The organism is Pseudomonas sp. PS1(2021) (genome assembly GCF_020405165.1).
GTDB lineage: Bacteria > Pseudomonadota > Gammaproteobacteria > Pseudomonadales > Pseudomonadaceae > Pseudomonas > Pseudomonas aeruginosa.
Map to the genome: position 1 here is coordinate 7,246,130 of NZ_CP084484.1, position 18,914 is coordinate 7,265,043.

Below are 18,914 nucleotides of genomic sequence, written 5' to 3' on the forward strand. Positions count from 1 at the left end.
ACCGCCGCGATGAAACTGAGCCTGGGACCGCTGCTGTTCTACTGGGACAAGCGGCAGATATTCGATTTCTACGCCGAGATGGCCAGCCAGCCGCTCGACGTCATCTACCTCGGCGAGACCGTCTGCGCCAAGCGCCGGGCGCTGTCCCTGAATGACTGGCAGGCGCTGGCCCGCGAGCTGGCGCAGGCGACCCGTGCCGAGCTGGTGCTCTCCGGGCTGGCGCTGATCGAGGCCGCTTCGGAGCTGTCCAGCCTGCGCCGGCTATGCGAGAACGGCGAACTCCGGGTCGAGGCCAACGACATGGCCGCCGTTTATTACCTCAGCCAGCGCGGCGTGCCCTTTGTCGGCGGTCCGGCGCTGAACCTCTACAACGGTCATGCCCTGGCCGAACTGTATTCCTGGGGCATGCGCCGCTGGATTCCGCCGGTGGAAGTCTCCGGCAAGCTGCTGCGCGGGGTGCTCGACCAGGCTGCGCAGCTGGGCCTGGAGCAATTGCAGACCGAGGTCTTCGCCTACGGTCACCTGCCGCTGGCCTACTCGGCGCGCTGCTTCACCGCGCGGGCGGAGAACCGGCCCAAGGACGACTGCCAGTTCTGCTGCCAGCAGTATCCCGAAGGTATCCCGCTGCTCAGCCAGGAGGGCGAGGCGCTGTTCACCCTCAACGGCATCCAGACCATGTCCGGCAAGGTCAGCAACCTGCTGGCCGACTACCGCTCGCTGGAACATAGCGGCGCTGACCTGCTACGCCTGAGTCCTCGGGCGCAGGGCATGGCCGAGGTGATCGCGGCCTTCGACCGGGTACGCAAGGGTGCCGCTCCGCCGCTCGCTGTGGAAGGCTGCAACGGCTACTGGCACGGCCGGCCGGGGATGCTGCGGGCAGAGGAGGCAGGGCTATGCTGAACCGCCAACGCCTGCTCCTCGGCGTCGCCGGACGCCTGTTGCCGCTGGCGGCGAAGGTTCCGCGCGGGCTCCAGCACCTGGTCCTGCAACGGGTCGCCAACCGGCTGTTCGCCCAGCCGCTGGAGGAGGGCGCCTTCGACCTGCTGGAAGGTCGCTGGCTGCGCCTGGAAGTCAGGGACCTCGGCGTCGGCTGGTGCGTCACCCGGGTGCCCGGCGGCCTGCGCCTGGTCGAACGGCCACGGGCCAGCGTGACCATCCGTGGCGACTGGCGCGACTTCCTGCTGCTGGCCAGCCGGCATGAGGACCCGGATACCCTGTTCTTCCGCCGCCGCCTGGTGATCGAGGGCGACACCGAGCTGGGCCTGGCGGTCAAGAACCTCCTCGACAGCCTCGACCCGGAGCACCTGCCGCCCTGGTTGTGGAACGCCGTGGAACGGGCCGGACGGGCAGTGCAGGAGGAGCGCGGCGAGGCGCCCCAGGGGCCGGTCCAGGGCGCGCGGGGCGGCTGAGGTCGGTGGAAAGGGGCGTATAGCGACGCCAATGTCGCTGGGCGCGCCCCTCCGATTGGGTGTATTCCCTGAAGCCTGAAACTCACTGAAGCTCTTTTCAGCGAGGCAACGCCCGGTTCGTTGCCGCATGGGCGGCGCGGAGCGAATGGGCGTTTCCCCTGACCAAACGGATAGCCTGTCTGTCCCCGTAACGCCCCTGTCAACTTGCCCCGGTAAACCGGACCTTCGTGAAGCCTGCGGAGAACTCCGGTATGAGTGGGATGGACCTCAAGCGCCGCCGCGTCGTGCAAGGCCTGGGCGCTGGACTGCTGTTGCCGGCGCTGGGCGCGCCGGCGGTGATCGCCTCGCCCAGGGCGCGGCCGAAGCTGACCGATGGCGTGCAATCCGGCGACGTGCAGGGCGACCGCGCGCTGGTCTGGAGCCGCACCGACCGCCCGGCGCGGATGATCGTCGAATGGGACACCCGTAGCGTCTTCAGCGAGCCGCGTCGGCTGGTCTCGCCGGTCACCGACGAGCGCCTCGACTACACCGCGCGCATCGACCTGCGTGGCCTGCCGGCCGACCAGTCGATCTTCTACCGGGTGCGCTTCGAGGATGCCCGCGACGGCAGCCTGAGCAAGCCCTGGTTCGGCCACCTGCGCAGTGCGCCGAGCGAGGCGCGCAATATCCGTTTCGTCTGGAGCGGCGACACCTGCGGGCAAGGTTTCGGGATCAATCCGGATATCGGCGGCATGCGTATCTACGAAGCCATGCGCCGGCGCCAGCCGGATTTCTTCCTGCACAGCGGCGACACCATCTATGCCGATGGGCCGATCCCCGAACGCATCGAGACCGAGAGCGGGCGCATCTGGCGCAACCGGGTGACCGAGGCCAAGAGCAAGGTCGCCGAGACCCTCGACGAGTTCCGCGGCAACTACCGCTACAACCTGCTCGACGACAACCTGCGCCGCTTCAACGCCGAGGTGCCGCAGATCTGGCAATGGGACGACCACGAGACCACCAACAACTGGTCCTCCAGCAAGCAGCTCGACGAGCGCTACCAGGTGAAGGACATCGACGTGCTGGCGGCCCGTGCACGCCAGGCGTTCCTCGAATACGCGCCGCTGCGCTTCCAGCGCCAGGGGCGCGACGGGCGGATCTACCGCAAGGTCGCCTACGGCCCTTTGCTCGACGTGTTCGTCCTCGACATGCGCAGCTACCGCGGCGGCAACAGCGCCAACCTGCAGGCGCGGCGCAGCGCCGCCACCGATTTCCTCGGCCGTGAGCAGTTGCAATGGCTCAAGCGCGAGTTGCGCGGTTCGCGTGCGCAGTGGAAGGTGATCGCCGCCGACATGCCGATCGGCCTCTGCGTGCCCGATGGCAAGGACGCCCAGGGCCGCGACCGCTGGGAGGCCATCGCCAACGGCAATGACGGCGCCGCCCTCGGCCGCGAGCTGGAGATCGCCGATCTGCTGCGCTTCGTCCAGCGCGCCGGGGTGCGCAACACCGTCTGGCTGACCGCCGACGTGCATTACTGCGCAGCCCACCACTACAGCCCGGAGCGCGCCGCGTTCAAGGACTTCGCGCCGTTCTGGGAGTTCGTCGCCGGGCCTCTCAATGCCGGTAGTTTCGGACCCAACGCGCTGGATGGCACGTTCGGCCCGCAGGTGATGTTCCAGAAGGCCCCGCTGGTCCAGAACAGTTCCCCCTTCGCCGGCTACCAGTTCTTCGGCGAGGTGGAGATCGATGCGCAAAGCCGCGCGCTCACCGTCACCCTGCGCGACCTCGACGGCGAGCCGGTGTTTTCCCAGGAACTGCAGCCCGACGGCGCCTGAGCCGCGGCGACCCCATTCCGATAAAGGAGTATCCCGATGCACCCCTTGCGTAACGCCGCCCTGCTGGGCGGCCTGGCCCTGCTGGGCCTGCCGGTGGCCAACGCCGCCGAGCTGATCATCTCCGAGTATGTCGAAGGCAGCGGCAACAACAAGGCGCTGGAGTTCTACAACAGCGGCAGCCAGGTCCTCGACCTCTCCGCCTACCGCGTCGAGTTCTATTTCAACGGCGCCAGCGCGGCGGGCCGCAGCATCGACCTGAGCGGCAGCCTGGCGCCGGGCAAGACCTTCGTCCTCGCCAACGGCGTGGCCGACCCGGCGTTGCTGGCGCTGGCCAGCCAGCGGGTGGAAGGCAGCTGGTTCAATGGCAACGATGCGGTGCTGCTGCGCCGGCGCAGCGGCGAGATCCTCGACAGCCTCGGCCAGGTCGGCTTCAACCCCGGCACGACCTGGGGCAGCGGCGATGTGCAGACCCTCGACCGGAGCCTGGTGCGCAAGGCCGACATCCGCGACGGCGACAGCGATCCCAGCGACGCCTTCGACCCGGCGGCGCAATGGCTGGGCTACCCGCGCGACACCTTCGCCAACCTCGGCCAGCATGGCGCTGGCGAGCCCGGCGGCGGCGAGGAGGCCGGCCTGCGACCGATCCACGAGGTGCAGGGCGCCGGAGCCGAAAGTCCGCTGGTGAACCAGCGGGTCGCCATCGAGGGCGTGGTGGTCGGCGACTTCCAGAACGCCAGCGAGCTGAAGGGCTTCTACGTGCAGCAGGAAGATGCCACGGTGGACGGCGACCCGGCGACCTCCGAAGGCATCTTCGTCTACGACGGCGGCAACGGCAGCGACGTCAAGCTCGGCGACCGCGTCCGGGTGACCGGCCAGGTCCGCGAGTTCAACGGCCTCACCGAACTGGTCGGGCCGCTGCAGGTCAGCGTCCTGGCGAGCGGCGTGGCCTTGCCGACGCCGGCCGGCATCAGCCTGCCGCTGGCCAGCGCCGATGCGCTGGAGCGCTACGAAGGCATGCGCGTGCAGCTCCGCCAGACGCTGACCGTCAACGAGGTCTACAACCTCGGCCGCTACGGCGAGGTCCTGCTGTCCTCCGGCGGCCGCCAGATGACTCCGACCAACGTGGTGGCTCCCGGCGAACAGGCCAAGGCCATGCAGGCGCGCAACGACCTCGACCGGATTCTCCTCGACGACGGCCGCAGCGGGCAGAACCCCGACCCGATCCGCTACCCGGCACCGGAACTGAGCGCCTACAACAGCCTGCGCGTCGGCGACCGTACCAGCGCCATCGACGGCGTGCTCGACTACTCGGCCGGCAGCTACCGTATCCAGCCGTTGCAGACGCCGACCTTCGAGGCGGCCAATCCGCGTCCGGCCCAGCCGGCGGTGGAAGGGCGCCTGCGGGTGGCCAGCTTCAACGTGCTCAACTACTTCAACGGCGATGGCAAGGGCGGCGGTTTCCCCACCTCGCGCGGAGCCAACACGGCCGAGGAGTTCCAACGGCAGAAAGCGAAGATCGTCGCGGCGATCCTCGCCTCGAAGGCGGACATCGTCGGCCTGATGGAGATCGAGAACGACGGCTACGGCGAGTTCAGCGCCATCGCCGACCTGGTCAACGGCCTCAACGCCAGCCTGCCCCAGGGCCAGCGCTATGCCTTCGTCAACCCGAACCGGGCGAAGCTGGGCAGCGACGAGATTGCCGTGGGGCTGATCTATCGCGGCGACAAGGTCCGCACCTATCGATCCGCGGCGGTGCTCGACAGTTCGGTGAACCCGGAGTTCGACGATACCCGCAACCGTCCGACCCTGGCCCAGACCTTCCAGGAGATCAATGGCGGCGAACGCCTGACCATCGCGGTGAACCACCTGAAGTCGAAGGGCTCGGCCTGCGACGGCGACCCGGACACCGGCGACGGCCAGGGCAACTGCAACCTGACCCGGGCGCGCGCCGCCCAGGCCCTGGTGGACTGGCTGGCGGGCGATCCGACGGGCGCCAAGGAGCCTGACCGCCTGATCATCGGCGACCTCAATTCCTATGCCAAGGAAGACCCGGTGAACGTCATCCGCAGCGCCGGCTACACCGACCTGGTGGCGCGTCAGGCGGGCGCAGGAAAGGGCTATTCCTACGTGTTCTCCGGGCAGTCCGGCTACCTTGACCACGCCCTCGCCAACGCCAGCCTGGCGCGCCAGGTACGCGGCGCGGTGGAGTGGCACATCAACGCCGACGAGCCCCGGGTGCTGGACTACAACGTCGAGTTCAAGACCCCTCGGCAGCAGGACAGCCTGTACAACGCCGAGCCGTACCGGGCCTCCGACCACGACCCGGTGGTGATCGGTATCGACCTGCGCCGGGTGGCGATGAAGAAGCACCGCAGGTAGGCAGCGGATAGCGCCCGTGGCGTTGGTCGCCATGCAGAAAGGCCACCCTCGGGTGGCCTTTCTGCATGGCACGTGGGCCTGTAGGGCGAATAACCGCTTGCGGTTATCCGCCGTTGTGGCGGGATCTCGGCGGATAACGCCGGTGGCGTATTCGCCCCACGGAACGGAGCCCCCTCCAGGGTGGCCTTCCAGTGTGGCACGTGGGCCTAGGGCGAATAACCGCTTGCGGTTATCCGCCGTCGTGGCGGGATCTCGGCGGATAACGCCGGTGGCGTTATTCGCCCCACGGAACGGAGCCCCCTCCAGGGTGGCCTTCTGCATGGCACGTGGGCCTGGTAGGGCGAATAACCGCTTGCGGTTATCCGCCGTTGCGGCGGGATGCCGGCGGATAACGCCGGTGGCGTTATTCGCCCTACGGAACGGAGCCCCCTCCAGGGTGGCCTTCCAGTGTGGCACGTGGGCCTGGTGGGGCGAATAACCGCTTGCGGCTATCCGCCGTTGCGGCGGGATATCGGCGGATAACGCCGGTGGCGTTATTCGCCCTACGGAACGGAGCCCCCTCCAGGGTGGCCTTCTGCGTGGCACGTGGACCTGGTAGGGCGAATAACCGCTTGCGGTTATCCGCCGTTGCGGCGGGATGCCGGCGGATAACGCCGGTGGCGTTATTCGCCCTACGGAACGGAGGTCACTCCAGGGTGGCCTTGCTGCATGGCACGTGGGCCTGGTAGGGCGAATAACCGCCTGCGGTTATCCGCCGTTGCGGCGGGATACCGGCGGATAACGCCGGTGGCGTATTCGCCCCACGGAACGGAGGCCCCACCAGGTTCGTACGTCGTCAGCCGCGCAGCGGCGGCAGGTAGCCCAGTTCCATCAGCTTGATGTCCGCTTCGCCGACGCGCTCGAAATGTTCGCGACGGGTTTCGTCCATCGGTTCGCGGCCGTTCAGCAGCAGGGTGCCACGGCCGGGAATGTCGACCAGCTCCGTAGCCGCCGGGAAGTCCGTGGCCCTTAGCGGATGCGGGCAGAAGCCGATCCAGCCGATGCTGCGGCGGTCCGGGAAGGTCCGCTGGTGTACGAAATACGTATGCGGAGCGAGCATGCCCCAGGTCGTTTCGGGCCAGATTTCCAGCGCCGCGAGGAAGATCGCGACGAAGGAGGAAGCCGGTGCGTCGAACACCTGCAGCAGGCTGCCGGCATCTTCCAACTGGAGCCTGGTCGAGACGGCCCTGCCGCTGGCCTCGTAGTCCAGCGACAACCCGCCCTTGAGCGGATCCTCCTCGCCGTTCCATAGCACCAGTTCCACCGCCCGGGTGCGCCGGTCACGCGACAGGGCCTTGGCGAGATCCTGGCGGTGCTCGGTGACGTTGTGGCTGAGGGCGTCGCGCAGGGAGTCGCCGCACAGGTACCAGTTCTCCAGCACCGGATGGAGGGGCGCGAGGGCATCGAGGAAGCGCTCTATCCGTTGCAGGTGCTGGTCGTCGTCCAGTTCGAGGAGCCGTGCCGGATCGAAGTACAGCTCGAATATGTAGCGCCTGAAAGCCTTGGCGTCCGTCATGCGCAATACCCCGGGTTCTCTTCGCAAAACCTTTTCATCTCTTCCTGTTCCTTCGCGCGGGTTTCCTGGTAGTCGTCGTGCTCGTCCGTTCCCGGCATCGGATTCCAGAATGCCTTCAGGTTGGCCAGTCCCATGCGCAGGTACTCCGCGGCGCAGTACTCGTAGACGATCCGCTGCAGGAAGTGCCATTCGACGAACACCGGCGGGGTCGGTCGGGCCTTGTCGCTGTGGACCTCGGCCTTCTGCAGCAGGTCCGACTTCACCTTGGCCCGCGCCCAGGGCCTGGGCACGCCGAGCAGCGGGACGAACAGGAAGGCGTAGTTGGCCTTCGCCTCCAGCAGGGTGCAGCGCGGCTCGTCGAAGCCGTCCCACCAGGTGCCGCTCCAGAACCATTCGTGGGGAAACGGGAAATTGGTCACCCACTGCTGGTAGCGCGCGGACAGGTCCGACATGCTGTGGCCCTTGCCGTTATTGGCGATGGCCATTTCGCCCCGGGACGGCGGGCACTCCACGCAGTCCTTGTCGCGGCCCTGGCTCTTGCTGCAATCGCGCTCGGCTTCCCGGGTCCGGTCGCGGCTCAGCGTGCCGGTCTCGGTCCTGGGCAGGGTCTGCGGCACCGGCATCGGACGCGGTACCGGCCTGGGCAGCGCGCCGGGGGCCGGTCGCGGCAGCGGGCGCGGCGCCGGCATCGGCAAGTGCGGCCGGGGCGGCGCGGGTAGTTCGAAGGGCAGCCGCGGACCCATGCGGGGCAGCGGTCGGAAAAGCGCGCCTATGCCGCTCATGCCGGTCTCCCCGAGGTTTCGTACGCGCGCCATTTCTGGCTGGCCAGGCGAAACTCGACGATCCGTTCGTAGTCCTGGAAGCGTTGTTCCGGGCTGTCAGCCAGCGGCCGGCGCATGTGCGCGAGAAACGCCGGCGTGTCCTGGAAGCCGGGGAAGGCCAGGCCGTGCAGGAGAAAGCGTTCGATCGTCCCGGGCTCTTCGATACCCAGTTCCAGCGCCGTCGCGCGCAGCTCGCCGAGTTGCCGGATGGCGGGCAGCAGGCCGCGTCGTTCGAGCCAGGCGGGAGCCTCCCGGCGTACCTCCAGCAGGACCCGCTCGATGACTTCGTCGTCGCGGACCCGTTGCAGGCGATCCAGTTGGCCGGCATCCAGTTCAAGCATCGGCGGTCCGCTCCGTTTCCCGGTCATAGACGAGATAGCCGCCCTGCAGGGGCTGCCAGACCTGCCAACGCTCCAGCGGCGCCATCACTTGCGTCCATTGCCGCGCGGTCATGACCTGCTCCAGCGCCCGGCGCACTTCCGGGCTGTAGTAGCGCAACAGCGCCCGGCGGCCGTCGGGCATGCGGGTGAAGAGCAGCCCGGCGAAGTGTTTCGCGAGGTTTTCGAAGGACGCCCGGCTCCACAGCCAGGAGGTCATGGGCGAGCGGCGGTCCCAGTCGCGCAGCCAGCCGAGGAATTCGCCCGATGACGAAAGCGAGGCGCTGTCCATGAATTCGATCAGGACCGGCCCGGCATGGGCGATTTCGTCCAGCTCGCTCCCGGCCAGCAGCCAGCGCGAGCGGATTTCCCCCGCGGCCTTTTCCAGGCGGGTGTCCAGGGTCAGGTAGCGGGCGCCGTCCGCCAGGGCGAACAGGCGGCTGTCCGGCGTAGGCGCCGCGAGCGCCGGCTGGAGCCGGCTCACGGTGCGCCGCCGAGGCTTTCCAGGGGCACCAGGGCCTGGTTGCGGCGTGCCGCCAGCAGCAGGCATTGCAGGCACAGCTTCGGTGGGGCGAGGGCGAGAGCGGGTGCGCCGCCGCCGCTGTTGCCGATCAGCACCGTGCCCGCCCCGCCGACCACCAGGTTGCCGTGGGTGCCGACGCTACCTACCACGGTGGCGGGCTTGCCGTTGATCAGTACGTTGGCGATGACGTTGGCGCTGAGGGTGGCGCCGCAGGCGGTGGCGTCACCCTGGCGGGCAGCGGACAGATGGTCGAAGAAGACGTCGGGCGAGCCGCCGACGATCGGGTTGCTGCCGTGGCCCGGCAGCGGACACGCGGTCGGATCGCCCAGGCGCGCAGCGGGTTTGCCGCTCATGCTCAAGTCCCTATGAGATAAACCCTGGCACTCTGCCGTGCCACTCGGGGGCGGACAACCTATCTGAACTGCTCAGGAGGCACCTTCGGAAACGGCTTGGGCAACCGCGTCCTTGCCTGGTTGCGCTTGAAGGGATTTCCTACCTGGAAGTCTCGTCACCCGCCTGCGAAAGGCGCAGGCGTACGGAGCGATGGCGCGATGGGGAGGGGAGCCTGGGAGGAGGGAAGGAGGCGTTTCGCGCAGCGTCGCGTTCGCTTTGCCTGCGCAGGGACTGTCCGCCGATATCGCGCTGGAGCGACGGATAGCCGCGATAGGGTTATCCGCCCTGCGCCGAGACCGCCGGGGGAGGAGACAGGTAGGCTGTTCCTGGCTCCTCCCGTGCGATCAGTGATGCTCGCGCGTCGCGCGGAAGCGGATGTCCGGCCAGCGTTCTTCCATCAGGCTGAGGTTGACGCGGGTCGGCGCCAGGTAGGTGAGGTGCCCGCCGCCGTCCACGGAGAGGTTCTCGAAGGCCTTGTCCTTGAACTCCTTGAGCTTCTTCTCGTCATCGCACTCGATCCAGCGTGCCGACCAGACGTTGATCGCCTCGTAGGCGCACTCGACCTTGTATTCCTCCTTCAGGCGGCTGGCGACCACGTCGAACTGCAGCACGCCCACCGCACCGAGGATGATGTCGTTGTTGCGCTCGGGGAAGAACACCTGGGTCGCACCTTCCTCGGCCAGTTCCTGCAGGCCCTGGCGCAACTGCTTGGACTTCAGCGGGTCTTTCAGGCGCACGCGGCGGAACAGTTCCGGGGCGAAGTGCGGGATGCCGGTGAAACCGAAGTTCTCGCCTTCGCTGAAGGTGTCGCCGATCTGGATGGTGCCGTGGTTGTGCAGGCCGATGATGTCGCCGGCATAGGCCTCTTCCAGTTGCTCGCGCTCGGAGGAGAAGAAGGTCAGCGCGTCGGCGATCTTCACGTCCTTGCCCAGGCGCACGTGGCGCATCTTCATGCCTTTCTCGTACTTGCCCGAGCAGATGCGCATGAAGGCGATGCGGTCGCGGTGCTTGGGATCCATGTTCGCCTGGATCTTGAACACGAAGCCGGAGAACTTCTCCTCGGTCGGCTCCACGCTGCGTTCGTGGGTGGCGCGCGACAGCGGCTGCGGCGCCCAGTCGACGATGCAGTCGAGGACCTGGTCGACGCCGAAGTTGCCCAGCGCGGTGCCGAAGAACACCGGGGTCATCTCGCCCTTGAGGAAGGCGTCCTTGTCGAATTCGTGGCAGGCGCCCTGCACTAGCTCCAGCTCCTCGACGAAATTGTCGTAGAGATCGCCGAGGTGGGCGCGGGCTTCGTCGGAGTCGAGCTTTTCGATGACCTTGGTCTCGATGCGCTCGTGGCCGTGGCCCGGGACGTAGACGATGATCCTGTCGTCGGCCAGGTGGTAGACGCCCTTGAAGTCCTTGTAGCAGCCGATCGGCCAGGTGATCGGCGCGGCCTTGATCTTCAGCACCGCCTCGATCTCGTCGAGCAGCTCGATGGGGTCGCGGATGTCGCGGTCGAGCTTGTTGATGAAGCTGACGATGGGCGTGTCGCGCAGCCGGCAGACTTCCATCAGGGCGATGGTCCGCGGTTCGACGCCCTTGCCGCCGTCGAGCACCATCAGCGCCGAGTCCACCGCGGTCAGGGTGCGGTAGGTGTCTTCGGAGAAGTCTTCGTGGCCGGGGGTGTCGAGCAGGTTGATCATGTGCTCGCGGTAGGGGAACTGCATCACCGAGGTGGTGATGGAGATGCCGCGCTGCTTTTCCATCTCCATCCAGTCGGACGTGGCGTGGCGGTCGGACTTGCGCGACTTCACGGTACCGGCGACGGCGATCGCCTTGCCCATCAGCAGGAGCTTCTCGGTGATGGTGGTCTTACCGGCGTCGGGGTGGGAAATGATCGCGAAGGTACGGCGCTTCGCGACTTCGGCGGCCTGAGTGGTCATGGATGCGTGCCTGCTGGAATCCGTTGGCGTGGGCGCGGGACGGCCCGGAAAAACGCGGGATTATAGCGGTAAAACGCGGCGCGTCGGGATGCCTGTCATCCGGCGATCGATGGAATTGCCGGTGGACAGCGAACTTGTCGCAGTCGTGCCGTTCCAAGCAGCCAGCGGCGGCCACCGCCGGATAGACTGCTTTCATTTCACCCGATCGAAGGAAATCACCATGAACGGAGTATCCAGACTGCTCTCCCTGGCGTTGCTGGGCGCGGCGCTGCACTGGGCGCCGGCGCAGGCCGAGGAGCAGCCGCGGCTGTTCGAACTGCTCGGCCAGCCCGGCTACAAGGCCACCTGGCATGCCATGTTCAAGGGCGAGAGCGACGTGCCGAAATGGGTTTCCGACGCCAGCGGCCCGAGTTCCCCGTCCACCAGCCTGAGCCTGGAGGGCCAGCCCTACGTCCTGGCCAACAGTTGCAAACCCCACGATTGCGGCAACAACCGCCTGCTGGTGGCGTTCCGCGGCGACAAGAGTGCCGCCTACGGGCTGCAGGTGAGCCTGCCGGACGAGCCCGCCGAAGTCATGCAGACGCCGAGCAAGTACGCCACCTATCGCTGGTACGGCGAACCCTCCAGGCAGGTCCGCGAGCTGCTGATGAAACAGTTGGAGAGCGATCCGAACTGGAAGTGACGCCGGGCCTGAGGGTAACCAGGCCCGGCGGCGGGGAGGGCGGATGATCGCTGGCGATCGTCCGCCGTTGCGCCATGCGCTCCCGCGGTCTTCATTCAGAAACCGACCGAGGCCTGTACGTACAGGGTGCGCGGCTGGCCGACGTAGAGGCCCTTGTTGTTGTCGTCGAACGAGCGGGTGTAGTAGCGGCGATCGAACAGGTTCTTCACCCCCAGGCCGAGCTTGAGGTCGTTCAGTTGCGGGCCGAAGTCGTAGGTGCCGCGCGCGCTCCAGACCATCCAGCCGGCGATCCGCCCGGTGCTGCCGTCGGCGCTTTCGCTCTCGGTGTTGGCGTTGTCGGCGTACTGGCTGGTCTGGAAGCTGCCGTCGAGGTTGTAGCTCCAGGCGCCGGTGCGATAGTTGGCGCCAAGGGTGCCCTTGTGCTTCGAGGAGAACGGCACCTGGTTGCCCTTGTTCGGCCCGTCCTCGCGAATGCTCGCGTCGACGTAGGCGTAGCTGGCATAGACGTCGAAGCCGGAGAGCAGCGGGTCGAGATCGGCCAGGTCGTAGGCGATCGCCGCCTCGATGCCCTTGTGCCGGGTCTTGCCGCGGGCGGTCACGCTGTCGGTCTGCTGGTTGCTCTCGTACTGGTTGTCGAAGTTGATCAGGAAGGCGCCCAGTTCGGCGCGCAGGATGCCGTCGTCGTAGCGGCTGCCGAGTTCCCAGGTGCGGGCCTTCTCCGGCTCGATGTCGCCGCTGCGCACCGCCTTGCCCATCTGGCTGTACTGCACGGTGCCGAACGAGCCCTCGGTGTTGGCGTAGAGGTTCCAGCTCGGCGTGAGGTGGTAGGTCACGTTGAGCGCCGGCAGCGAGGCGTTGTAGCGGCCGCTGTCCTTGCTGTTCTTCAGCAGGTTCTTCTGTTCGGAGTCGATCTTCTCGTAGCGGATGCCAGGGGTGATGGTCCAGTTGCCGATGTCGATGCGATCGTCGATGTAGAACGCGTTGGCTTCGGTGCTGCCGCGGGTGTCGCGGTCGTTGCGGCTGCCGGTGCTGGGTAGCTGGCCGCTGTCGGCGCGGGTCCAGTAGCGCAGCTCGTGGCTGGCTTCGTTGACGTAGCGGTGGCCGATGCCCACTTCGTGGCGACTTTCGCCCAGCTCGAAGCCCTGGCTGAAGCGGGTTTCCAGGCCTCGCACCCAGTATTCGCGCGGCGACAGGGTGAGGTTGCGGCCCTGGTCGAGGTAGCCGCTGCGCAGGGTCTTGGTGAAGAAGCCGGTGACGTTGAGCTTCTGGCTGGCGTTGGGGGTGTATTCGTAGCTGGCGCTGGCCAGGGTACGGCGGCCCCAGAACTTGTCGTAGGGACGGGTCGACTGGTACGGGTCGTCGCGGTAGGCCGCGGTGCCGAGGCCGCCGGGCATGTCGGCCTCGCCGTCGTAGTACTGGGTCATCGCCGAAAACGTGTGTTCGTCGCTGGGCTGGAAGCGGCCCTTGAGGAACAGGTCGTCGATCCGCGTATCGCTGTGCTCGCGCCAATCGCCGCCGCGGGTGCCGGAGTAGAGCAGGGCGCCGCCGAGGCCGTTGGCGCCGGTGCCGCCGATCAGCACGTTGTGGGTGGTCTTCAGGCCGTCCTGGCTGGAGCTGGGGCTGAGTTCGCTGTGCACGTCGAGCTTGGTGGCGAAGTCCTCGGGGATCGCCCGGGTCACGAAGTTGACGATGCCGCCGACGTTCTGCGGCCCGTAGCGCACCGCGCCGCCGCCGCGGACCACGTCCACCGCGTCCATGTTGCCGATGGACACCGGCGCCAGCGACAACTGTGGCTGGCCGTAGGGGGCGAAGGGCACCGGGATGCCGTCCATCAGCACCGTCGAGCGCGACGCCAGGCGCGGGTTGAGGCCGCGAATGCCGAAGTTCAATGCCAGGTCGTGGCTGCCGGTGCCGTTGTTGAGCGGCGCGCTGACCCCGGGAATGCGCTCCAGCACTTCGCGGGTGCTGGCCGCGCCTTGGGCCTGGAACTGCTCGCGGCGGACCACGTCGCGCGCACCGGGATGCTCGAAGACGTCGGCGGCGCTGGCGTCGGCCAGCCAGTCGCCGACCACGGTGAGCGCCTGCAGGTTGGCCGGGTCTTCCACCGGCAGCGCCTCCAGGGTATAGGCGCCGTCGCCGCGGGCGCGCGCCTCCAGGCCGGAGCCGGCGAGCAGGGCGGCCAGGGCTTCCTCCAGGGTGTACTCGCCGTCCAGCGCCTGGCTGCGTCGCGCGGCGGTCTGTTCCGGGCTGAAGGCGATCAGCACGCCGGCCTGGCGGCCTAGGTGGTTCAGCGCCTGCTCCAGCGGCTCGGCAGGCAGGCGGTAGTACTGGCGGGCATCGGTGCGGATCTCGGCGGCGCAGGCACTGCCGGCGGAAACCAGGACGGGACCGCCGAGGCAGGCGAGGAGCAGGGCGCGGCTGAGCGGCGACAGGGCGCGTGACGGGGACATGAGGGACACTCCAGTGGATCTTTCGAGGTTGGCTTTCCTCCTCTGTCACGCGAGGTGGGGAAAAAGGCTCAGGTACGCGGAAATATCTTTCCGCTCATTCGCGCGGGTGCACGCCGACCCAGTAGCGGGTGACGCGCCGTACCTCCACAGGCAGCACCGCCGGCAGGGTGGCGAGGATCCGCTCGCTATCGTCCAGCGGATAGCTGCCGGAAATCCGCAGGCCGCCGATGCGCGGGGCGCAGCCCAGCCGGCCGGGGCGGTAGCGCGCGACTTCGGCGAGGAATTCGTCCAGGCGCATGCCGGCGGCCACCAGCATGCCGTCGGTCCAGGCGCCGCTGCCGACCGGCAACGGCTGCGGAACGCCGAGTCGCTCGCGGTCGAAGTCCAGCTGCCGGCCGCTGGGCAGCAGCAGGCCTTGGCCGGCGTGGTTCTCCACCTGTACCGCGCCTTCGTGGACGGCGACGCGGGTGCGTCCGGCGAACTGGCGCACGTCGAACCGGGTGCCCACCGGTCGCAGCCGGCCTTCCGCGCTGTACACGTGCAGCGGGCGCGGGTCGTGGCCGGTGCTGAGCTGGATTTCCCCGCGCAGCAGGAGCAGGCGCCGTTCGCCGGCATCGAAGCGGACATCCACCGCCGTGTCGCTGTTCAGCTCGAGGCGACTGCCGTCGGCCAGGGCCAGGCGCCGGCGTTCGCCGACGCCGGTGGCATAGTCGGCGCTCCAGCGCTGCAGGCTGCCGCTCTCGCGCAGGCCCCAGGCGCTGCCGCCGGCGGCCAGGACCAGCAGCAGGGTCTTCAGCGCGCGCCGGCGTTGCGGCGAATGCGGTGCGTTGATGGCGGCCAGGGCCAGTGGCGTGCCTATCCCGGCCAGGCGCTGGTTGACCGCCTCGATGTGGCGCCAGGCCTGCTCGTGTTCCGGGGCCGCCTGGCGCCAGCGCTGCCAGGCCTGGCGCAGGCGTTCGTCGTCGGCGTCGCCCTGCAGCTCGACCAGCCAGCGCACGGCCTGTTCAGCCACCTGCGGCGGCACCTTGGGTGCGGCGGGCAGGCTCATGGCAGCTCGGCGAAGTAGCAGCGTTGCGCAGCCTTGAGCATGTAGCGCTTGACGCTGCTCAGGGAGATGCCCAGCTGCGTGGCGATCTCGGCGTAGCCCAGGCCGTCGAGTTGGGCCAGCAGGAAGGTCTCCTTGGCCAGCGGCGGCAGACCGTCGAGCAGACGGTCCAGCTCGACCAGGGTCTCCAGGACGATGGCGCGGGTCTCTTCGCTGGGGACTTCCCGCTCGGGCAGGCTGGCCAGGGCTTCCAGGTAGGCGCGCTCGACGTCCTGGCGGCGGTAGTGGTTGCACAGCACGCGGCGGGCGATGGTGGTGAGGAAGGCGCGTGGTTCGTCGATGCGCGCGGCCTGGCGCGAAACCAGGACCTTGACGAAGGTGTCCTGGGCCAGGTCGGCGGCGTTCTGCGGGCAGCCGAGGCGGCGCCGCAGCCAGCCCGTGAGCCAGTGGTGGTGGTCGCTGTAGAGGGTATGCAACGCGGCCGCGTGGGCGAGGTCGGCGCTCGACACCTGGACATTCCCGGAGCAGAAGGATTAACGAATGATAATAGTTATCATTTTATGCTGCGGGAATGCCTGCCTACAACCGCAGGCTGTCGGCGCCTGGCTTTCAGGAGGCTTTCAGGGCGGCGCGGTACTGCCCCGGGGTGGCGCCATGGGCTTCGCGGAAGCGCCGGTTGAAATGGCTCGGACTGGCGAAGCCGCAGGCCAGCGAGACCTCCTGGAGCGACTGCGCGGAGTACGCCAGCAGGTCGCGGGCCCGCGCCAGGCGTCGTTCCAGCACGTAGCGGTGCGGCGGCAGGCCGAAGGAGACGCGGAACATGCGCGCGAAGTGGTACTCGGAGAGCGCCGCCAGCTCCGCCAGCGACCCCAGTTCCAGCGGCTGCTCCAGGTGGCTTTCGATGTAGTCGGCCAGGCGCCGCCGCACGTGCGCGGCCAGCCCGCCCTGCCAGCGTACGTCGGTACGCCTGCCGCACCCGGTGAGCAGCAGGTGGTCCACCGCCTGGTGGGCGAGGCTGGTGCATAGCAGGCGCTCGCCGGGTTCGTTCCAGTCCTGTCGTTCCAGGGTCCGGCACAGGGCGGCCAGCGGCTCGTCCTGGATGTAGGTGCGCTCCTCCAGTTGCAGGCTGCGCGGTTCGCAATCGAGGGTGCGTACCGCCGCGCCGGCCAGGCGTTCCGGGCTGATGTACAGGTGCATGAAGCCCAGGCCGCGTGTCACCGCCCAGTCGGAGTGGTGTTCGGCCGGCATCACGCAGAAGCGGTCGGGGCCGCCATAGAGCCCGGGACGATCGCGGCGGAAGGTCTGCCAGCCGCCCTGCAGGTAGAGCGACAGGGTGTGATGGCCGGGGTCGCTGTAGCCGAGGATCTCCGCTTCGTCGCGGTACCAATGGGCGAGCGCCAGGCCGTCGCTGAGCGTGCTGCTGCGCAGCAGGCGCGCATTGGAGGTCCGGTCGAGGGTGCGGAATACCTGGAAATCACTGGGTTGGTGCATGCCGGCCATGCTACCCGCGCCCGGACGCTGCCGCGAGAGGCGGCGGATGAAAAGCGCAAGAATGGACAATGGTCGCGCCCGGCCTCGCCCGCAGACTGACGGCATCCTGTCGTTGCGGAGTCGCCATGAATCTTTCGCTGTACCTGCTCACCGTGCTCATCTGGGGCACCACCTGGATCGCCATCAAGCTGCAGATGGGCCCGGTGGCGATCACCCTGTCGATCGCCTACCGCTTCGCCCTGGCGGCGCTGGTGCTGTTCGCCGTGCTGCTGCTCGGCCGCCGCCTGCAAAGGCTCGACGCACGGGGCCAACGCCTGTGCATGGCCCAGGGCGTATGCCTGTTCTGCCTGAATTTCATCTGCTTCTATACCGCCAGCCAGTGGATTCCCAGCGGCCTGGTGGCCGTGGTGTTCTCCACCGCCACCCTGTGGAATGCGCTGAACGCCCGCCTGTGGTTCGGCCAGCGCATCGCGTCGAACGTGATGGCCGGTGGCGGTCTCGGCCTGCTCGGCCTGGGGCTGCTGTTCTGGCCGGAATTGGTGGGTCACCAGGCCACCCCGGAAACCTTCTACGGCCTCGGCCTGGCCCTGCTCGGCACGCTGTGCTTCTCCACCGGCAACATGCTTTCCAGCCTGCAACAGAAGGCCGGCATCCGCCCGCTCACCGGCAATGCCTGGAGCATGCTCTACGGCACCCTGATCCTCCTGGCGCTGTGCCTGTTCCAGGGCGTGCCGCTGAATTTCGACTGGAGCGCGCGCTACGTCGGCTCGCTGCTGTACCTGGCGATCCCCGGCTCGGTGATCGGCTTCACCGCCTACCTGACCCTGGTCGGGCGCATGGGTCCGGATCGCGCCGCCTACTGCACCGTGCTGTTCCCGGTGGTGGCGCTGAACATCTCGGCCTTCGCCGAGGGCTACCGCTGGACCGCACCGGCGCTGGCCGGGCTGGTCCTGGTGATGCTCGGCAACGTCTTGGTGTTCCGCAAGCCGAAGGCGCCGGCGCTGGCCGGGCCGGCGCGCTCGACCTAGCGGAGAGGGAGGCGCGCTCAGCCGCGTCGCCACACCTGCGGATTGACCAGGTCCAGCGGTCGCTCGCCGCGCAAGGCCGCCTCGAAGTTCTGCAGCGCCCGCTCGGCCATGGCCCGGCGGGTCTCGTGGGTGGCCGAGCCGATGTGCGGCAGGGTCACCACGTTGTCCAGGGCGAACAGCGGCGATTCGGCCAGCGGTTCCTTCTCGTAGACATCCAGGCCGGCGCCGAGGATGCGTTTCTCCCGCAGGGCGGCGACCAGCGCGGCCTCGTCGACCACTTGGCCGCGGGCGACGTTGACCAGGATCGCCGAGGGTTTCATCAGGCCCAGTTCGCGCGCGCCGATCAACTGCCGGGTCTGCGCTCCCAGCGGCACCACCACGCAGACGAAGTCGGCCTCGCCGAGCAGTTCGTCGAAGCCGAGGAAGCGCGCGCCGAGTTCCTGTTCCAGTTCCGGCTTGCGGTTGTTGCCGTGGTAGAGCACCTGCATGCCGAAGCCGAAACGGCCGCGCCGGGCGATGGCCGCGCCGATCCGGCCGAGGCCGAGGATGCCGAGTTTCTTGCCATGCACGTCGGTGCCGAACTGCGGGGCGTCGACGGTGCGCTTCCAGTTCCCGGCCTTGACCCAGGCGTCCAGCTCGGCGACCCGTCGCGCGGAGCTGATCAGCAGGGCGAAGCCGAGGTCGGCGGTGGTCTCGGTGAGGACGTCGGGCGTGTTGGTGAGAGCGATGCCGCGGCGGTTCAGGTAGTCCAGGTCATAGTTGTCGTAGCCGACCGAGACGCTGGAGATGACTTCCAGCTGCTTCGCCTGTTCCAGTTGCCTGGCGCCGAGCGGCCGGCCGACGCCGATCATGCCGTGGGTATCGGGCAGGGCGGCGGCGTACTGGGCGTCGATGTCGCCCTGTTTCGGTTCGAGCACGCGGACGTTGAACTGGCATTGCAGGCGTTCGAGATGCTCGGGGGCGAGGCGACTGAAGACGAAGACGTTCTTTTTCATGACGGGACTCTGCAAGCGGGAGCG

Annotated in this window: 17 protein-coding genes; 6 read left to right on the forward strand and 11 right to left on the reverse strand. The window is 68.2% G+C overall.

Annotated features, from left to right (window positions below; all coding sequences use genetic code 11):
• The first annotated feature begins 9 nt into the window (after nucleotides 1-9).
• The 4 genes from LE197_RS34320 to LE197_RS34335 all read left to right on the forward strand — a co-directional run bounded on the left by LE197_RS34320 (nucleotide 10) and on the right by LE197_RS34335 (nucleotide 5,602).
• Nucleotides 10-900: a U32 family peptidase gene (locus tag LE197_RS34320; RefSeq protein ID WP_003093019.1), complete on the forward strand. Its 891-nt coding sequence runs from the start codon at nucleotides 10-12 to the stop codon at nucleotides 898-900.
• A complete protein-coding gene (ubiT, locus tag LE197_RS34325; protein ID WP_003104247.1) occupies nucleotides 894-1,409 on the forward strand; it encodes a ubiquinone anaerobic biosynthesis accessory factor UbiT in 516 nt (171 codons plus the stop codon). The genes LE197_RS34320 and ubiT overlap by 7 nt, the downstream gene beginning before the upstream one ends.
• A gap of 251 nt (nucleotides 1,410-1,660) precedes the next feature.
• A complete protein-coding gene (locus tag LE197_RS34330) occupies nucleotides 1,661-3,223 on the forward strand; it encodes an alkaline phosphatase D family protein (RefSeq protein WP_003110915.1) in 1,563 nt (520 codons plus the stop codon).
• A gap of 36 nt (nucleotides 3,224-3,259) precedes the next feature.
• On the forward strand, nucleotides 3,260-5,602 hold the full coding sequence (locus LE197_RS34335; protein WP_003104243.1) for an endonuclease/exonuclease/phosphatase family protein: 2,343 nt from the start codon (nucleotides 3,260-3,262) through the stop codon (nucleotides 5,600-5,602).
• 835 nt (nucleotides 5,603-6,437) lie between these two features.
• Here the strand turns inward: LE197_RS34335 and tsiT are convergent.
• The 6 genes from tsiT to LE197_RS34365 all read right to left on the reverse strand — a co-directional run bounded on the left by tsiT (nucleotide 6,438) and on the right by LE197_RS34365 (nucleotide 11,199).
• Nucleotides 6,438-7,157, reverse strand: coding sequence for a type VI secretion system immunity protein TsiT (tsiT, locus tag LE197_RS34340; RefSeq protein ID WP_003161898.1), 720 nt, complete (start codon nucleotides 7,155-7,157; stop codon nucleotides 6,438-6,440).
• On the reverse strand, nucleotides 7,154-7,939 hold the full coding sequence (tseT, locus tag LE197_RS34345) for a type VI secretion system effector protein TseT (protein ID WP_003104240.1): 786 nt from the start codon (nucleotides 7,937-7,939) through the stop codon (nucleotides 7,154-7,156). Before tseT ends, tsiT begins: the two co-directional genes overlap by 4 nt.
• Nucleotides 7,936-8,319 (reverse strand): hypothetical protein, encoded by a 384-nt coding sequence (locus tag LE197_RS34350; protein WP_003132626.1) that lies wholly within the window; start codon nucleotides 8,317-8,319, stop codon nucleotides 7,936-7,938. The genes tseT and LE197_RS34350 overlap by 4 nt, the downstream gene beginning before the upstream one ends.
• Nucleotides 8,312-8,839: a DUF4123 domain-containing protein gene (locus LE197_RS34355; protein ID WP_003093008.1), complete on the reverse strand. Its 528-nt coding sequence runs from the start codon at nucleotides 8,837-8,839 to the stop codon at nucleotides 8,312-8,314. The genes LE197_RS34350 and LE197_RS34355 overlap by 8 nt, the downstream gene beginning before the upstream one ends.
• On the reverse strand, nucleotides 8,836-9,231 hold the full coding sequence (locus LE197_RS34360) for a PAAR domain-containing protein (protein ID WP_003104235.1): 396 nt from the start codon (nucleotides 9,229-9,231) through the stop codon (nucleotides 8,836-8,838). The genes LE197_RS34355 and LE197_RS34360 overlap by 4 nt, the downstream gene beginning before the upstream one ends.
• A gap of 384 nt (nucleotides 9,232-9,615) precedes the next feature.
• On the reverse strand, nucleotides 9,616-11,199 hold the full coding sequence (locus LE197_RS34365; protein WP_003093004.1) for a peptide chain release factor 3: 1,584 nt from the start codon (nucleotides 11,197-11,199) through the stop codon (nucleotides 9,616-9,618).
• A 220-nt stretch (nucleotides 11,200-11,419) separates the two neighbouring features.
• Here LE197_RS34365 and ivy point away from each other — a divergent pair, with 220 nt between their 5' ends.
• A complete protein-coding gene (gene ivy, locus LE197_RS34370) occupies nucleotides 11,420-11,881 on the forward strand; it encodes a lysozyme inhibitor Ivy (RefSeq protein ID WP_003093002.1) in 462 nt (153 codons plus the stop codon).
• Nucleotides 11,882-11,976: 95 nt separating this feature from the next.
• On the opposite strand, the gene fecA is transcribed toward ivy, so the two are convergent.
• The 4 genes from fecA to mdrR1 all read right to left on the reverse strand — a co-directional run bounded on the left by fecA (nucleotide 11,977) and on the right by mdrR1 (nucleotide 16,867).
• On the reverse strand, nucleotides 11,977-14,331 hold the full coding sequence (gene fecA, locus LE197_RS34375) for a TonB-dependent Fe(3+) dicitrate receptor FecA (protein WP_073666525.1): 2,355 nt from the start codon (nucleotides 14,329-14,331) through the stop codon (nucleotides 11,977-11,979).
• 94 nt (nucleotides 14,332-14,425) lie between these two features.
• Nucleotides 14,426-15,379 (reverse strand): FecR domain-containing protein, encoded by a 954-nt coding sequence (locus LE197_RS34380; RefSeq protein WP_073666526.1) that lies wholly within the window; start codon nucleotides 15,377-15,379, stop codon nucleotides 14,426-14,428.
• Entirely contained in the window at nucleotides 15,376-15,885 is a 510-nt protein-coding gene (locus LE197_RS34385; RefSeq protein WP_003092999.1) for a sigma-70 family RNA polymerase sigma factor, read from the reverse strand. The genes LE197_RS34380 and LE197_RS34385 overlap by 4 nt, the downstream gene beginning before the upstream one ends.
• A gap of 100 nt (nucleotides 15,886-15,985) precedes the next feature.
• On the reverse strand, nucleotides 15,986-16,867 hold the full coding sequence (gene mdrR1 / locus LE197_RS34390) for a transcriptional regulator MdrR1 (RefSeq protein WP_003132628.1): 882 nt from the start codon (nucleotides 16,865-16,867) through the stop codon (nucleotides 15,986-15,988).
• Nucleotides 16,868-16,992: 125 nt separating this feature from the next.
• On the opposite strand from mdrR1, the gene LE197_RS34395 reads away from it, so the two are divergent.
• Nucleotides 16,993-17,895, forward strand: coding sequence for a DMT family transporter (locus LE197_RS34395; RefSeq protein ID WP_003092997.1), 903 nt, complete (start codon nucleotides 16,993-16,995; stop codon nucleotides 17,893-17,895).
• A 17-nt stretch (nucleotides 17,896-17,912) separates the two neighbouring features.
• Here LE197_RS34395 and LE197_RS34400 read toward each other — a convergent pair whose 3' ends face one another.
• On the reverse strand, nucleotides 17,913-18,890 hold the full coding sequence (locus LE197_RS34400; protein WP_033952586.1) for a 2-hydroxyacid dehydrogenase: 978 nt from the start codon (nucleotides 18,888-18,890) through the stop codon (nucleotides 17,913-17,915).
• Nucleotides 18,891-18,914 lie beyond the last annotated feature (24 nt).

Bases quoted from the DNA above. Each gene is read 5' to 3' on its own strand.
- tseT (WP_003104240.1), bottom strand. From the start codon at position 7,939: ATGAGCGGCATAGGCGCGCTTTTCCGACCGCTGCCCCGCATGGGTCCG.
- LE197_RS34350 (WP_003132626.1), bottom strand. From the start codon at position 8,319: ATGCTTGAACTGGATGCCGGCCAACTGGATCGCCTGCAACGGGTCCGC.
- fecA (WP_073666525.1), bottom strand. From the start codon at position 14,331: ATGTCCCCGTCACGCGCCCTGTCGCCGCTCAGCCGCGCCCTGCTCCTC.
- LE197_RS34400 (WP_033952586.1), bottom strand. From the start codon at position 18,890: ATGAAAAAGAACGTCTTCGTCTTCAGTCGCCTCGCCCCCGAGCATCTC.
- LE197_RS34395 (WP_003092997.1), top strand. From the start codon at position 16,993: ATGAATCTTTCGCTGTACCTGCTCACCGTGCTCATCTGGGGCACCACC.
- LE197_RS34330 (WP_003110915.1), top strand. From the start codon at position 1,661: ATGAGTGGGATGGACCTCAAGCGCCGCCGCGTCGTGCAAGGCCTGGGC.
- ubiT (WP_003104247.1), top strand. From the start codon at position 894: ATGCTGAACCGCCAACGCCTGCTCCTCGGCGTCGCCGGACGCCTGTTG.
- LE197_RS34335 (WP_003104243.1), top strand. From the start codon at position 3,260: ATGCACCCCTTGCGTAACGCCGCCCTGCTGGGCGGCCTGGCCCTGCTG.
- tsiT (WP_003161898.1), bottom strand. From the start codon at position 7,157: ATGACGGACGCCAAGGCTTTCAGGCGCTACATATTCGAGCTGTACTTC.
- ivy (WP_003093002.1), top strand. From the start codon at position 11,420: ATGAACGGAGTATCCAGACTGCTCTCCCTGGCGTTGCTGGGCGCGGCG.
- LE197_RS34365 (WP_003093004.1), bottom strand. From the start codon at position 11,199: ATGACCACTCAGGCCGCCGAAGTCGCGAAGCGCCGTACCTTCGCGATC.
- LE197_RS34360 (WP_003104235.1), bottom strand. From the start codon at position 9,231: ATGAGCGGCAAACCCGCTGCGCGCCTGGGCGATCCGACCGCGTGTCCG.
- LE197_RS34320 (WP_003093019.1), top strand. From the start codon at position 10: ATGAAACTGAGCCTGGGACCGCTGCTGTTCTACTGGGACAAGCGGCAG.
- mdrR1 (WP_003132628.1), bottom strand. From the start codon at position 16,867: ATGCACCAACCCAGTGATTTCCAGGTATTCCGCACCCTCGACCGGACC.
- LE197_RS34380 (WP_073666526.1), bottom strand. From the start codon at position 15,379: ATGAGCCTGCCCGCCGCACCCAAGGTGCCGCCGCAGGTGGCTGAACAG.